The following is a 15,673-nucleotide window of genomic DNA, read 5'->3' as shown; positions in this document are numbered from 1 at the left end:
ATCCGTATACTAAAAAATGGTACATCTGTAGGTGCAGAATGTTTTACTGTGAGCGGATGTATTGACAATATCGAAGGATTCTTCTTCGTGTCAAGATAGCATGAGCCTGTCTCACTTTTTCAAATTGTCCAATTGACAACTATTCATACATCCCTCATATTGTCAGCAACTGTTTAAGTTGATGTTCAAAATCAGGACTACTCTTCAAAGATGAAGATACTTAAAGATAAACCTCATACCGTTATTACATTCAAATTCCGCCACCAAGGTAAACCGCAGTTAGCTGTTACTATTATGACAATGTTCTCTTTTACTCAAAAAGGTGCGTTTCTGAGTTATGCCGATTTTTGGAAGGTTGCAAAAAAATCGTTTAATTCCAGCCAAGGTGAGTTTATCGATTTATACATACCCAAAAAAAAGGCAGAGTTTTTTGTCAAAGGCTCTTGTTATGCCTATGACGACAATACCAGCACAAGTTTTGTGAAGATAACACTTGGCAACATGCAAAAACAATTAACTGTTTTTGGCGATAGGCAATGGGAAGTAGTTGAATCAAATTACCATTTATCCAAACCTAAGTACTTTCGTAGTATCCCGATTAATTTAACAAACGCGTATGGAGGGGAGGGGCATGCAATCAATCCTGACGGTAAGGGATATGTAACAACCGATTCCAGCAATGAAACGAAGGTTCCAAATGTTGAAGTTCCGACACAACTGATTAAATTACCCAGAGATACCCCACCGCCTGCTTTATTGCTTCCTCATACGCCTACGTGTAAGTACCAACTTGATAAATTGGGGACGTTTAACGATGAATGGTTATTAAATGAAAGTCCGTATTACCCAGGAGACATTGATTGGCTCTATTTTAATCGTGCAGAAGAAGATCAGCAAAGTGAACATTTTTTTAAGGGTGACGAGGTATTTACTTGTACTAATATGCATGCTGAGCAATCAACGATTAAAAGCCAGCTACCAGGTTTACGTGTACGTTGTTTTTATAATCGCATTGCTGATCCGGAGAGTTTGAGGGAATTAAATTTGAACCTTGATACACTCTGGTTACTTCCTGATGAAGAAAAAGGGATTCTCATTTGGCATGGTATGTTGGATATTCAGGATATAGCCACCAATGAGATTGATTTCATCTATACGGTTAGTGAATCCTTAAATGAACCGCCAAAGGATATCGATTATTACGTTAAGCTACGCAATAAGCCTAAAGAAATGGCAGCACAAGCTAAGCCAAGAGAGTCAAGATCTAAGACTCGCTCCGCTAAACCCGTTGGACTCGATTTGGATTTAGACAAAGAGATTAGAGAAATAGCTCAAATTTTTCATCCGCACAAGAGTTTGGATGAAATTGAAGCGGCAAAGTTTTTTAAAGGAAAAACTCCAGAGGAAGTATTATCGGAAGTCGAGCAGTTTTATAAAAATCAAAATCAAACAGTGCCTGTATTTGATAAATTCACGTTTGAAAGGGCTCAAAAAAACATTCACCCACAACAAGTTAACCATTTAGATTATCTTAAAAAACAGATCATCAACAATGAATTTCCAGAGGAAAAAAAATCGGAAATCCTAAAAAATTTGGAACAATTTAAACAACAATTTAATCGCTTAGATAAAGTCAGTGCTTTAACTTTATTTCGATTAGGACGGGTTGGAAAGTCACCTTATTCACGAGAAGAAATTATTCGGGATATCCAACAGGGTAAAGAATTTGCCAGTGAAAATTTGGCAGGTATTGATTTATCTGACTTGGATTTGTCAGGTATGGATTTATCGGGTTGCAATTTAAGCGAATGTAATCTGTCCCGTACCCGATTGCACAAGGCGAATTTATCAACCGCGACGCTGATTAATACTAATCTATCCGAGGCGGTATTGACTCATGCCAATTTGTCTCAGACTTTAATAAAGAACTCTGCTTTAAATCGAGCTGATTTTAAAGAATGCGATATGCATCAAGCACAGATTGAAGGGTGTTCAGGAAAAGAATGTAACTTTTCTGCGGCTTTTTTCAATTACGCCAAACTTAAAAATTGTCAGTTTAATGGGAGTTTATTTCTCAGTCTAAAAGCCAATTTTCTTGATATTTCAGACAGTAGCTTTGATTCCTGTAATTTCTCTGAAGCAAGGATGCAATTTGCCAACATTAATAGATGCGTTTGGGTAAATCCTAATTTTGTTAAAGCCGATTTATCTCATGCGCACTTTGATGATACAAAACTATCCAATATGAGCGGGAACAATCTCATCGCACCCAAACTCTCCTTAACTAAATGTTCGATCGATAATCTAAGGATGGAAGATAGCAATTTTGACCATTTAAGTTTTAAAGGAACAAGTATTTCTAAGTGTAGTTTTTCTAACTGCTCATTGTCTGGTTTAAACTTGATGAACGCACAATTAACTCGCGCCGAGTTTATAAAATGTGTGATAACGAAATTGCGGGGTAATGACCATACTTATATATCAACTAGCAATTTTGAGCATTGTGATCTAAGCAACGGGGCAATATTAGGTGGCCATTACGAACAAATTTCTATTGGCGAGTGTGACATTAACTCATCACAGTTTATTAATAGCACCGTAAACAAATCAAATTTCAGCAAATGTAATGCTAAAAAGTTTAGGTTTAGTAACTGTAAAGTGGACTCTTGCCTCTTTCAGGACATCAATTTTTTTCAAGGTATTTTTTACAGTTCAACTTTTGCAAATACTGAATTTAATCATTGTAATTTATACAGCATACCGTTTACAGACTGTCAGAAAAATAATGTGAAAATACTGGATTGCTTGGTGAGAAATATTTCGTTAAAACAAGAAGAGTCCTTATGAACGCTGAAGAATTAGCAACGAAACTATCCAAAAGAGAAATAATTCAAAACGTATCGCTGGATTCCATAATCATTGAACATATTGAATCGCGACGTGCCGTGTTTTTAGACGTTGTTTTTAAAAATGTGGTGTTTAAAAACGTCCAATTTGTTGCATCTGTTTTTGAAAGATGTCGATTTGAACAGGTTACCTTTGAATCATGCACGATGCAGTTATGTACAATAATTTCCTCCACAATAAGTCAACTAAAAAGTCACAAGTCCAGCTGGATTGCGACGGATTTAAACTCCAATGAAGGCTCTATTGATATTCGTGCCTCTGAATCAGATTTCTCGAATAGCAAATTTCGTGGTCAGGTTCTTAAAAATTGTGAGTTCAGCAACTGTACTCTTACTAAAATCAATCTTTCAAAATGTGATCTTTCTCAGGGAAAGTTTGTCGATTGTAATATGGAACGGGTTACTGCAAAAAATTCGAAATTTGTTACAGTCCTCTTTGAAAATGTCAACTTAACTGCGGCAAATTTTGAAGCAAGTGAATTTAATCATATTCAATTTAACCGCTGTAACCTCCATAGAAGTTTGTTTATTGAGGCGAAAATTCAAGAAACAGATTTTTCGATTGCTTCTGAAACAAAACACATCAATTTATTTAAAACGACCATAAGAAAAACTACTTTTAAAGGAATGAACCTGGAAGCAGTTTGTCTTCAGGAGGCCCAATTAGAGGGTGTTGATTTTTCTCAGTGCCAATTAAACCCAAGTAATTTTAATCAGTCCAGGATAATAAATTGTCTCTTTGATTCTGCTAATTTAACCCAGTCATTATTTGAAGAGACAGAAATAAATGATAGCTCATTTATAAAAGCTGAACTAAGTTATGCGCGATTCAATAACAGTTTCTTAACGGCTTGTAATTTTACGAAGGCAAATTTAAATTTAACCTCTATGCATCATGTTACCGAAGTTAGGGTCAATTGGGAGCAGGCAGCTCTTGATAACGTACTGAAAACAAACCCAGAATTATTAGAAGCAGAACAATGGTCATAAAATTAAGGAATTCATCATGCTTGAATCTGATGTAGCCAGTATAAGTACCAAAGGCGAATTGCTGAAGGGAAAAATTAAATTCTTTTCAGATGATACCTACCATATTCTTTTGCAAGGACAATTGGTTAGCGCTCAGCCAGCTTTTTCCTGTTTACTCACTCCTTTAGTTGATGATGAAGTATTACTCTTTAAAGATGCAAATAATTATTATATTTTATCAATTATTCATCGTCATCAATCAGCCGCTTTATCGATTAAATTGGGGGAGAATTTAAGTCTGGTTGGTGAGGATAACAATTTAAAACTTAAAGCACCGACGATTAGCCTGATGGCCGATGACACCATTAATTTAAGTGCATCATCACAAAATATTGATTGTGATACGGGGAAATTTTCGATAACACATGCTCACTTTCGTGGGGAAGAGTTAACATTTTCTTATCAATCACTCAAGATAATTTGTCAGTATATACAAACAATCAGTGACACAATTAATACCCAAGCATTACGTGTTTATCAATGGGTAAAAGAATTGGAACATCAACTTCTGGGCCGATTACGAACTATTGTAAAACACAATTACCGAATTGATTGCGATGAAATGGAAATACATGCCGAGGGTGATACTAAAATTGCTGCGAAACAAATTCAATTAGGGTGATCAAATGACAATGGCGTGTATGATAGGGGGTGAAGTACTCACTCCTGGTCCAATTGATATCTGCAAAATGCCTCCTCGAGGCGTTCCTAATCCTTTTATGAATATTGGTACTTGGCTCATGAGCGTTGATTTCGTTCCTGCGGTATTAATCAATTCATCACCTAGTTGTAATACAGGAACCATTATTCCCGAATCAAATGGAGATCAGGCTGGGACTATGGGAGGAGTGATTTCAGGAACGTTTATGCTTTTAGTCACGCCGCTAACAGGTGCTTTTAATGTACTTATAGATGGTTTACCTGCGAATAACCTGGGCATGACGGTAACTTTATCAAACGACACAAACACCACAGGGATCTATTCCATTCCTTCACAAACAGATGTGATTGCGCTTTGACGTGGAATGTTATTAATAGCTGTTGTAGCCTGGGTGAAACAAAGCGTAACCCAGGTTTCCTGGCGCAGATTTCCTGGGTTACGGTTTGAGCCGTCACCCAGACTTCAATAATGCAGAAACTGCGAACAATCTAATTAAAAAACACTTATTTAACTGTTTTTTATCGTGAAAAATTGGGCTGTTGGATTATCAGGATTATTGTCACTTGGTTTAAAGAATAGTTGCCCAGGAGGTGTTGCTTGCATATCTAACAAAGCTAAAAATTCGTTCATGAGCGAGAGCTGATTCTTAAAATCTTCTTCCAACTGAGGGTTCGCTATACGTTTTTCTTCAAACATCTTAATTGAAATTTTAAGAGCTTCTGCAGGCTTAAGTGGACCACTTTTATCTTGATAGGCACTTAGTTCAGTAGAAATCTCACTTTGAATAAGAATAAAAGGTAAATGATGTTCTATAGCGGAATAAAGATTTGCTACAAATAGCTGTTCTAACTGCTCTTTAAGTTCAGGCTCTTCTTTTGCAAATTGGTTAAGGAGTGCATTTTTTAGTGTCATTAAGCCAGTTAATATTTGGCCCATAGAATGTTGTTTGGAGATTAATGGTCGATGTCCAAATTGTTTTATATTCGCTTCAACGTAAGGATAATAATCTGCACTTTGGCCGCCACGAAATTGCATTACTCCCTCACTATAAAGCCATGCAGTCAATTTATCTTGGTCTAAAGAAGTTGTTTCAGCAACCTTTTTTATGAATGCGCGCATTTCTTTTTCATAGATGCTGAACACAGAGAAGTTAGGCATGAAAGATCCTTATTCATTAATTAAAAAATCGAAGACTACCTAAAATACCAAGAAGGGTAAAGAGTTATTTTATAAAAAAAGAAGATTTCTAGATTGAGTTTTCTACATCGCTAAGTTACTGAATTTTATTTATAAATTTGGTTTAATTTGCTCGTACAGAGAAACATTAATACCTATATGAAAAAATCCAGCAAAGGTATGTAACGGGACATCCATTACATGAGCAAAAGTATGATAAATGGAGTTACTATTGATGGTTGATGATAAAGGTATTTTAAATCCGTAGGCAGGATAATTAAGATCCAACGCATTAATTGTTTTAACTGCGTTTATTCCTTGTAGCCAGTGCTTTACCGCATCCTCTTGTTGATACACTGTGTGGTATGCATGAATCGGTAATGCAAAAGTACCGGTCTGCAAACCATATTGCTTGGCAAATTGAGGATCATATGCAATACAGTAAGCTCTTAAACTATGATCTCTATTGTAGCCAATAGGGACGATACAACCATTTTTTCTCGAGGTGGCAAGTCCGTGCAATTGGGCGACTACAGCATTACTTTCAATCTCCCTTAAAATCCAAAAATCATGGACAAAACGATTAAATAAAGGGGTCGGTAGCCGAAACATGGCTGCTTGAATACAATATCCTTGCATAAAGCGCTCCCAATTCCTTGATTAGGTTCTGTATTTGAGGATACCCAAGATTCTACCCTCTCTTTTTCATCGTTCTCACTATTTTAGTATAGGTGCTGTGATGCATTTAGGCTTGCTTGTTACTAATTAGTGGAAACACCTGGTTTAGGTGCATCGATGGATACAGAAGAGGTTTTGGAGATTTTTGTTTTAAAAAAGCCATAGGTTTTTAATGAGATTCCGACGTCAATTTCTGGATCAAGTTCAACTTCAGAACTGTTGTCATGAGCATTTGGCTTATGATCTGTTTCAACGTCACTTTCGTAGAAGACATCGATTTCTGAAATGACATCTGAATCGTTATCTGTTCCTGAACTTACATCAATTTCAAGGTCGACTTTTTTAGGGTTTAGTTTATTGTGTAATTGTTCTTTTAAATAGTCGGCAATTTCGTTTTGACCACTGGAAGCTGCTCTCTTATAAGCCATTCTTAGCGCTTCTTTTTGCGGTGAATGGATCGAAAGTTCGCATAAATAGCGAACAATTTCAGGTTGTTTAAATTTCACTGCTAATTTCAACGCCTCCTCAATCGCCCGTGGATTGAGTGAGTTCATTTCATTTTCGCATAAATACGCCACAAAACTCTGCTTGCCTTCTTTAACCGCGAGGAGCAAAGCCCCCTTGATAGCCGATTTACTTGGCGGATTTAGTGGTGAACGACACAGAGTAATCAATGTTTCCGGTTGATTGCATTTAACCGTCCAATTTAATGATTGATTCACCGCATTTGGAGTTGGTTTGATCTTGCTTGTCATGGAGCAAAAAAACTCAACAAGTGTTGACTTTCCTTTTTTTGCGGCGGTTACAAGTCCATGATTTACCAAGCTTTGATTTGAGGAATAAGTAGGAGCGCTATATAGGTAGGTAACAACATCTGTATGCCCATTAATAATGGCTTGATCCACTGCTTCTTCAAATCCTCCTCGAACTAATTTTCCAGGTAGGTCATGTAGGCATCGAACTACAGGTAAATGACCTGCCTGACACGCTTTTACAAAAGCTTTCTGGATGACATGCGGTCGTGGAGCATTTGTTGATAAATTACAAAGTCGTTGTATTGCCGCTACGTGCATACTGTTTGTTGCTTGGTTAAATGCTTTTTCAATAGCAGGAAGCGAGGGAGCATGTTGTTCCGACTCCGCAATAAATAGAGCAATATCCCAAAATCCCAATTCGATTGCTGAATGAAAGAATTTATTGATTGTTGATTGGTTAGGCATATATTCAGCAGAATTATAAAAATATTTAACAACATTGGGCTTGCCATTGTTAATAGCCTGATTAAGGAATCTACTAATTTCTGTAGTAGAGGGTTCATAATCGTAAGTCTTCAAGAGGCACTTTATAACGTTTAACTGATCTTGTTCTGCCGCCAAAAGCATGATTTGTTCGAGTTCGTCCTGGGACAGTTGCACTACATCGATTTGACTCAGATGCGATACAACATGCCATTGATTGGCTTTTGCTGCTGTAATTATTGCTTTGTTAAAATCTTCCGAAGCGATTTGATCCTCCATAAGAGTGATTAAACCAAGATTGCCATATTTTGCTGCCTTAAGAACAATGGTTTTACCTTCGTATTCTTTTTCTACCCAATTAAGTCGTTGTATTGGAACACTTTCTAGTTTTTCAATGATTTGTTTTCTGATTAATTCATCATCAATCGTTGCAAGAATTTCAATAAGAGCACGCTCGTACTCACCGACCCCATCTTCGGGAGTTGTGGGAGGTATTGATAGAGCATCAATAAAGGAATCCAAATCAAACTGGGTTCCATGGAAAAGAAAAGCAGTTTCAGCGATTTTTGCTTGTAATGCATACTTATGATTGAGGTTGTATTTCGCTTGCGGTTCGATGAGTGTAAGTACGTTAAGTTTGCGAGTTGCTTCAAGCCAAATATCTTCGATAATCTGATAATTGTGACTGCTAAATGCACGATCGGCAGTTTGTTCTATTATGCATTCAGTGACGCGCTGTTTTATTTGTTCACTTTGCTGGGAAAGTATGGCTTTGCAATTGGGGTATCTTCTTAGCTGACGCAATAATTTTTCATCTTCCAAGAGAAGTGGATGTTGTACAAGATTATCGATTATCGCTTGGAATACGAGTTGCGTAACAGCACCCTTTTTCTTTGAAAGTAACGAGAATAATGCCATTAATTGGAAAATAAGCTCAGGATCAGAAGTATGCTTTAGGGTGATTTGATGAATAAATTCAGTAACATTTTCTTCGTTGATGTATTCAGAGAGTTTTGGTTTATAAGGTAATAGATAAAATACAGCCCCTTCATTATTGGATAAAAGTTCTTGGGCATTTTGATCGTCAATTAAATGAGCTAAATATTCTAGGATTGCCGGGGAGAATTCGCGCGCAATTACATTAATAAGGCCAGGTAGTTCTTTTGTGCGCGTTTCAGCTTTGTTTAGAGTATCTCGTAATGTTTCTAACCATTCCGAATGTGTATGTTCCTCACTGGTAATTACGGCTGCGATTAGGAATGCTGCTCCAAATAACTCATGTAATGCTGAAAAATTCGTTGCGTTTAAGGAAAATTGTAAAGGTTGTTGCTTTCTCTGAATATGCTGAAGTTCTTGCTCACTGAAGAATCCATCGAGTGTATAGTTCTGAAATCCGCGCTCATCACTACCCGTTTTATGGGCATCCTCGACAAGGAGCTTGGCTTCTGGAAAATGATTGAGCAAAGCATATAAGTGGAAAACTTCACTGTCTTCAGAGTGTAAAGTAAATAAATTGTATTTCAAGAAATCATGAAGTAAATAAGCTTGCAGAATTTGTTCGGAACTTACCTTACGCTGTAATAACCACAGGATTAATGCTGTGAACTGCTCTGTATCACCAATCCAATCCCTGCATAATCCAATGATCCCCAAAGGATTTGTTTGATTGGATAACTTGTTGCTTAAATAGCTTAAATTGCGTTCAACACGTTTAATTGCGTCATTAAATCTCTGTTGATGCAACTCAGATTCAACGCGGTTTTGAATTTCAGAACGATCTTTAAATAATGCTTCATTTTGCTGATAAAACTTAAGCGTATTGCCGCTGTCTTCTTGCATTAAAGCCCCAAATAACGCATTCAATTTAGTATTTAGAAAAGGATTTTCTTTATCAGCTTTGGGGAGCAGATATTTGAGGGTAATTAAAAATATAGAGTCTTGCGGATTTTCTTCGAATTCATTTTTGCAAAATTGAAGATAATCCATGAACAAGATGTGTTGTTCTAACTTACTAGTATCTTCGCGCGTATCAAGGCCTTCTAACTTGGCAAGTCGAACATTACTCAGAAGCATACGGTTTGTTTGACTTGCTTGAATTTGTTCAAATTCAAGAAGATCTCGAGACAGGATTTGATTGGATAAATGAACATTTTCTTCATCACTTTGAAGCCATTTAAATAGCTTAGTGATCATCTTTTGGCTCCAAAGGACAGCGTAAGTATAAGATGTACTACAAATGAGCTTGAGTCAAGATATTATTTGTACTTACAGGCCCCAATTTGGTCTCAATGATATATGAATGTCAGTGTTGCGAAAAAAAATATTATCCGATTAAAAACAAGGCAAATAGACTTATGGGTGCGCTCTAAAAGAAAATAATTGGGTTGAAGGTGTAGTTCTTAGTTAGGGTTTTAAAAAAAATTTTGCTTGAATCATTGAGAAAATAAATTGAATAGCAAATAAGAAAATGGAGTAAGTCTGATTAACGGGCGCATAATCAGACTTATATGCAGACTAAAACGAGGAGAGTAACCACATCCCTGTGGTAATAGCGTCTTCCATGATGCTATAAATTCCTTTTAAGACATCCACTGTCATTCCTCGTTGAAGTAAGGATAACAAAATGTTTTAAATTATCATCGTCTTTTTATCTCATATTCGTGTAAGAAATTTCTCAAACTGAAGGTAGACCCGCAAAAGATCAAAATTTGCTCGATGTATCCCATTTATATTAACTGTTAAAAAATAAAAGCCACGTTTAAACGAAAATCAGCGTGTATAAAAACCAAAGAGATCAAAAAGTAGGTCTCAAATTTTTTTCCATTTCCTTCAATTCAAATTGATCCAAAGGAAAATTAATGGTCCAGGGTTTTATTGGCAAAGGTACGTTTTCTGTACAGTAGGTTTCTAAAGTTTTAGCTGAAATATGTTGGATGTCGAATTCGGTTGCAAGTATTTGGCTCCCCTCTAAAAAGCTGGTTAACGTTTTTTGTGTGTATTCGGTTCCTTCATTTGCAGAGTATTTCAACTGTTTGGATTGCGCATCCCAAATTAATGATTTTCGACCATGTTCGGTAATGATCCCAATTACAGTTTTAGAGTCGCGAATTCCAATGGGTGTAGGGTGTCGTTGTAGCTTGAGTAAATTCATTGCTACTTGTTGCTCACTGATGGGAGCTAAGTCGGTTTGCATCAAACGAAACCATCCTTGTCTGGTTTTTTTCTCAAGAACATGAACGTTACCGATAGGATAAAACTTAATTTCATCTTCATTTTGCACAATTGACTCATTTGTTTCTGTAATGGGTATTGGAAATCGAGGAGCCGATGAACCCAACCCAGGATCGAGAAGGAACTTCTGATCTCCAATTGGAACCGTTAATACAAGATGTGTAGGAGGGAGTTTAAGAAGTTCAGGGTCGTTTGGAGTTGCTCCGAGCAGGACTCGTGCAGCACAAAATGAGACCTCATACCCCAGCTGTGATAAGGCATCACTTAATAAAGCTGCTATTTGAAAGCAATACCCCCCATGTTCTTCAGAAAGCAAATTCTTATAGCCAAAAAACGATAATGAATTCCTTTGGAGAAGATGCTGTTTAGAAATTTTCCGTAATTCAATATTTGAGTAAGGAAAAGTCTTAATATGAGCCAAATAGATAGAACTTAAAAAATTAATTTTTTCCTCGCAGCTTGCATCCGTTAGCGAATGGGGCACGATAACTTTTATTTTTTTAAGATATTCTTCTAGATTTATTTTGCTCATGATTAAAAGTTCTTGAGGTAATTTGCTTATTAATAACATTACTTAGTACTTTTTTCTTTATTCCAATAAGAATTTATTAACCGAAAGTGCTAAAAAAATAAATAAGCACTTAGGTAAAAGTTGAGCTTTTGGTGTTCAATTTAATTTTTATGCCAAAGTTTCCTTTGTTAATCAATCCTTAAGCTTATTTGTTTTACACTGGTGAAAAGTAAAGAGGAGACTACCATGTCAAACAAGAAACTAACTGAACGTTTAAATCGAGAGCTTGATGAGCTTGGAGTTCCTGCCCTAATGACAGAACGCGTACAAGTATGCTCTAAACTGTTCCAATTACCAAAATTTAAAATCGAAGCCCTATTACACGGCGTCGTTGCTTTGGATTCTAACTCCATGCAAAAAATTGCTAATGAGCTGGAGGTAAGTATGGATTGGTTGTTTGGTGAGGCTAAAAAAGAAACAGCACATTAACTATCCTTTAGAGTAGCCCGGAACTTTGCAGACCCCGGGCTATTCAATTATTAATTTAAGTCATGAACTCTACATGAATTCAATAGGATTTATTTTTCTCATAATCAGGATAATCGATGATAAAGATTCACTCCATGGTTTAATACATCAGTTGCATTAGCGACACTGGGAATAGTAGAGCTACCTGAAAAAAAGGCGAATCCTGCTTGTATTCCCCGAGCTAAATTGGCGCCTACAGCCAAATTAGTTAATGAGTTAGGTGCGATTGCTTCAAATGCATGAATTGCAACATCGGGAAGATATTCAATCGCTGCAGCCTCTGGGTTATTAATGTACTGAAACAAAACAAGTGAGGCTACCAGGGCATTGTAACCACGATATATCGTGCTCCAATTTAAAAGATTATACATTGTTACTGATTTTGAGGTGGATTGTTGTTTTTCATAAGACATCTTTAATACTCTCCTTTTATTTGGGGATTAAAATCCTGCCTACATATTATAAAGTAAGCTTCACTCCAATTAACTATTTTAAAAAAATTTTTTAAAGCCTGCAGACATTGGGGGGTAAACACCCATCTGGATGTTGTAGGATAAGGAGTAACACATTAAATTGGTTTAAATTTTTAAACTATTGGTGGAAGAGGGGCCCAGTTTTATCCCATTTAATACATTTTCAAACACATCAAAATTATTAGATTGTGGGTTGGTATTAATTATTGGAAAAAGAAGATGTTGAAAATACTCAGCTCTTTTTTCGATTTCTTCAGCATAGGTTCGGGCTACAAGTTCAGGCTCATTTTTAAACGCACCACAACCCCAAGCTCCCAGGACAGCATGAGATTGCCCAGCTAGAATTAATGTATCCAGTTGGGCTGCTATTCGCCGACGTAAATCTTCTTGATGTGTCTTTAATACGCTAGGCTCTTGCGATTGGGATTCAGCGAAATGTTCAGGAGCAGCGGATCTTAATTCATAAAAAGGAAAAATGCTGTCTGAAGGGAGGAATGAGTAACTCAATTCTGGACTTGCAGTTTGCCCAGAGCTCCCATACTCCTCCATGAGCGAAGACAGTAATATCTCCGGGCCTCTAAAACATATTCTAGGTTCTGTACTATGAAGGGTTTTATACGCCTCTCCAGAAACCATAGGGGCACGTTCTTTTAGAATATCTCGCTCTCTTTGGGTCATTTTTTTTCTGGCTTCGACTAACGCCGTGCCTTCTTCAGTATATACAAAAAGGTTGGTTTGTTTATCTAATGTGACTATTTTATCAATAAGTGAAAGTAAGCATGAGCTTCGATGCCACATATTTTCTTCTTGGGCGCTCCCACCTTCTAATACAGCACCTCCGGGATAGCGAGAGTTCGCCATATTTAATACGCTATAAATTACTGCCTGGTGTTTAGTTGCATTTAATGTGGCCGTACCCCAATCCTGATATTCGACTTGCACTCTTGGTTCAAATGAAGCGTTGATTTCTGCTTTTAATTTTTTCCAACGCTCGAAATTTCTCATTGCCGATTTTTGTAAATCTAAATATTCACTGGCAGTGGTTACCTTAATTAATGTTTTCTCGACACTATCATGACGCCAAAGAGTGCCAGATAAACTTCCAGATAGAAGGCTAGGTCTGTGTGAGGCGTGAACATCATGTATGGTAGAATATACCTCATTTGCAGGGACACGACTTTTAAAAAATCTTAACCTAGCTAACATAATTAAATCCTTAACTTATTGGGCATATATTGCTATTTACCTTTAGATTTTATGGGATTACAAGCATTACAAATTAATAAAAAAATACTCATATCGTTCATATATTTATCATAGTGTATCTAGGTTGGAATTCAAGAATGTCTTTTAAGGATTCATTATTCTTTATTGAAAGATAAGAATATTTGTTTTTTTTGAGGAACAGTTCTTTAATTAGAAAAAGCATGAAAGAGATGCCGTAAATATTTTATCTATAACTTAACTCATTAAATGAGGTATATTAAAAGTTCATAAACAAGGAGTGTTTATTATGATAAGAAATACCATAAAAAATTTGAGTGGCCTTGTCATCCTTTCATTTTCAATTCAAGCCATTGCCCATGATACGATTCGCGTGCATGTCAAAACGAATGAAAAAACAGCTGCTGCATTAGGATTTACTGTGGATGGTAAAAAAGCAGGGTCTCGAGGAAAATCTTATGAAGGAAAAGGACCTGTAAATAAAGAATATGTGTTTGGATTTAGAAAAAATTCCGCATTTGGACCCGATGTTTTATGCGGTTCCCAAGTTCTCACCAAAGACAGTATCGTCACTTTAATCACTAAAGGTGAGCGTTGCTCTATTGTAGTAAATTAAAATTTTACATGATGTGTGGCGATTGGACAATATTGATATGGAGTCTATCGGGCAGATAGCGCTGCATCATCAATCATTTGTTCATAAATTAAAACTAAAACAGAACCATGATGAACCTCCAAAACGATTTCAGGTGCTTGAGTTCGATTAAAGCATGAGGTTTGCCCTGGAAAGGAAAGAGGAGTGTCATTGAGCTCCCAATGCAGACCTAATGAAGAGAGGGTTGCTTCTGGTATTCCCATTAATGAAATTTTTGTATGTACTGGCAATGACAGATTTATTTTGGATTGTTTGTTAAGCACAAAACCCCTTATAGGTGGAGCATATAAAAGACAGTTGGTTTCCATAAAGATATTCATGTTATTGAGTATATGATCCAAATGGCCCCCATTTATCCCAACCACAATTGCTGGTAATAAATTATGGTCTTTTAAATAGCCCAAAGCTTTTTGGTAATCACTACTGTTTTGATCCGGTATATGAAGAAAAGGGTGGTTTTTCAGGAGCGCTGGTCGGACAGAATCTAAGTCCCCAGTGATTAACTGTGGATTAATTCCAAGTTCAAATAAACTGTTTGCGGCACCATCAGCTGCGATAATGGGCAAATTCATCGCAGCGAAAAAAGATGAGTCAGGTAAATTTCCATTGAGGCATAAAATAGATTGATAGCCTGTTAAATTAATTACATCGTGTATCATAATGTCTTTTTAATAAGATAAGCAGCAAACTGACAATTAAACCCACCACATTGGAGCTGATTACAAAAAAGGAATCGGTACTACTTCCATAAATAATCCAAGCCACAGAACAAATAAGGTAATTAATTAGCATGATCATGGAAAGATCCTGAGTGGATCGAGTTTTTAATGATTTGACAATTTGTGGCAATAAACCAATAAAAGAAGTAATAAAAGCGATCATACCTGAGAGCATAACAATAGACACATTTTCCTCCGCTCAGCCGAATGAGATCAGGTTCAAAGGGTTGGTTTCATCCTCTCAGCCATAACTGGCACCCCCAATGTACAAAAATTATTCTAGCATGAAAGAGCCTAATACCAAAGGTATATTTGGGAATGCTGTGTTGTTTTATGTTCAGCTCTTAGTGTGAAAAATACATATTCTTGTTGGGAAGCGGGTGCGTCTGTAGATATTCCTGATATAAGCACAGCCGCCCAAGATTGTGCTCCAGATAATGGCACCTTATTATTTATCAAGGATTGCCATGCTCATCTGAATACCCATTCTAATAATGTAGGTAATGGTGTTTAAGTAAGCTATCTTCTTGAGTGAATTGGAAGTACGTAAATCAATTTTAAGTACTTCCAATATAAAATTTTATATCACATTTGCACTCTCCTTTTTGCCCGATTTCTGCCCAGGATATTTGGAATAGCATCTG

The 15,673-nt window shown here is 36.6% G+C and carries 15 protein-coding genes and 1 riboswitch; of the genes, 7 read left to right on the top strand and 8 right to left on the bottom strand.

Going from position 1 to position 15,673, the window contains the following annotated elements:
- Nucleotides 1-210 precede the first annotated feature (210 nt).
- From ACWTEW_RS13485 to ACWTEW_RS13470, 4 genes are read left to right on the top strand one after another with little or no spacing between them, the layout of a single operon-like run.
- The gene (locus ACWTEW_RS13485; protein ID WP_454782163.1) at nt 211-2,847 is read left to right on the top strand and encodes a DUF2169 family type VI secretion system accessory protein; all 2,637 of its coding nucleotides are present in this window, start codon (nt 211-213) and stop codon (nt 2,845-2,847) included.
- Complete coding sequence (locus ACWTEW_RS13480) at nt 2,844-3,896, top strand: pentapeptide repeat-containing protein (RefSeq protein ID WP_454782162.1); 1,053 nt, start codon at nt 2,844-2,846, stop codon at nt 3,894-3,896. Before ACWTEW_RS13485 ends, ACWTEW_RS13480 begins: the two co-directional genes overlap by 4 nt.
- 16 nt (nt 3,897-3,912) lie before the next feature.
- The gene (locus tag ACWTEW_RS13475; RefSeq protein WP_454782161.1) at nt 3,913-4,557 is read left to right on the top strand and encodes a DUF3540 domain-containing protein; all 645 of its coding nucleotides are present in this window, start codon (nt 3,913-3,915) and stop codon (nt 4,555-4,557) included.
- Nucleotides 4,558-4,561: 4 nt separating this feature from the next.
- Nucleotides 4,562-4,954 carry a PAAR-like domain-containing protein gene (locus tag ACWTEW_RS13470; protein WP_454782160.1) on the top strand — a complete coding sequence of 131 codons (393 nt, stop codon included), beginning with the start codon at nt 4,562-4,564 and terminating at the stop codon, nt 4,952-4,954.
- A gap of 149 nt (nt 4,955-5,103) precedes the next feature.
- On the opposite strand, the gene ACWTEW_RS13465 is transcribed toward ACWTEW_RS13470, so the two are convergent.
- From ACWTEW_RS13465 to ACWTEW_RS13450, 4 genes are all read right to left on the bottom strand, one after another.
- The gene (locus tag ACWTEW_RS13465) at nt 5,104-5,754 is read right to left on the bottom strand and encodes a hypothetical protein (protein WP_454782159.1); all 651 of its coding nucleotides are present in this window, start codon (nt 5,752-5,754) and stop codon (nt 5,104-5,106) included.
- A 129-nt stretch (nt 5,755-5,883) separates the two neighbouring features.
- Nucleotides 5,884-6,411: a hypothetical protein gene (locus ACWTEW_RS13460; RefSeq protein ID WP_454782158.1), complete on the bottom strand. Its 528-nt coding sequence runs from the start codon at nt 6,409-6,411 to the stop codon at nt 5,884-5,886.
- 122 nt (nt 6,412-6,533) lie between these two features.
- Entirely contained in the window at nt 6,534-9,881 is a 3,348-nt protein-coding gene (locus ACWTEW_RS13455) for an ankyrin repeat domain-containing protein (protein ID WP_454782157.1), read from the bottom strand.
- Between the two features lie 601 nt (nt 9,882-10,482).
- On the bottom strand, nt 10,483-11,451 hold the full coding sequence (locus ACWTEW_RS13450) for an arylamine N-acetyltransferase family protein (protein ID WP_454782156.1): 969 nt from the start codon (nt 11,449-11,451) through the stop codon (nt 10,483-10,485).
- A gap of 225 nt (nt 11,452-11,676) precedes the next feature.
- On the opposite strand from ACWTEW_RS13450, the gene ACWTEW_RS13445 reads away from it, so the two are divergent.
- Complete coding sequence (locus ACWTEW_RS13445) at nt 11,677-11,919, top strand: hypothetical protein (protein WP_454782155.1); 243 nt, start codon at nt 11,677-11,679, stop codon at nt 11,917-11,919.
- A gap of 104 nt (nt 11,920-12,023) precedes the next feature.
- On the opposite strand, the gene ACWTEW_RS13440 is transcribed toward ACWTEW_RS13445, so the two are convergent.
- A complete protein-coding gene (locus tag ACWTEW_RS13440; protein WP_454782154.1) occupies nt 12,024-12,371 on the bottom strand; it encodes a hypothetical protein in 348 nt (115 codons plus the stop codon).
- 165 nt (nt 12,372-12,536) lie between these two features.
- A complete protein-coding gene (locus tag ACWTEW_RS13435) occupies nt 12,537-13,637 on the bottom strand; it encodes a poly(ADP-ribose) glycohydrolase domain-containing protein (protein WP_454782153.1) in 1,101 nt (366 codons plus the stop codon).
- Nucleotides 13,638-13,944: 307 nt separating this feature from the next.
- On the opposite strand from ACWTEW_RS13435, the gene ACWTEW_RS13430 reads away from it, so the two are divergent.
- Nucleotides 13,945-14,271, top strand: a complete 327-nt coding sequence (locus ACWTEW_RS13430) for a hypothetical protein (RefSeq protein WP_454782152.1) — start codon at nt 13,945-13,947, stop codon at nt 14,269-14,271.
- 44 nt (nt 14,272-14,315) lie between these two features.
- Here the strand turns inward: ACWTEW_RS13430 and ACWTEW_RS13425 are convergent, their stop codons facing one another.
- Nucleotides 14,316-14,969, bottom strand: coding sequence for a thiamine diphosphokinase (locus ACWTEW_RS13425; RefSeq protein WP_454782151.1), 654 nt, complete (start codon nt 14,967-14,969; stop codon nt 14,316-14,318).
- Nucleotides 14,950-15,216, bottom strand: a complete 267-nt coding sequence (locus tag ACWTEW_RS13420; RefSeq protein ID WP_454782150.1) for a SemiSWEET family sugar transporter — start codon at nt 15,214-15,216, stop codon at nt 14,950-14,952. Before ACWTEW_RS13420 ends, ACWTEW_RS13425 begins: the two co-directional genes overlap by 20 nt.
- Nucleotides 15,203-15,301, bottom strand: a riboswitch (TPP riboswitch). Its footprint overlaps the gene before it by 14 nt.
- Before the next feature lie 77 nt (nt 15,302-15,378).
- Here ACWTEW_RS13420 and ACWTEW_RS13415 point away from each other — a divergent pair.
- Entirely contained in the window at nt 15,379-15,543 is a 165-nt protein-coding gene (locus tag ACWTEW_RS13415; RefSeq protein WP_454782149.1) for a hypothetical protein, read from the top strand.
- The last annotated feature ends 130 nt before the right edge of the window (nt 15,544-15,673 follow it).

It is taken from the genome of Legionella stuttgartensis (assembly GCF_977063405.2).
Note: the sequence above shows the minus strand (reverse complement) of the source record. Positions and strands in the feature narration are given on the sequence as shown.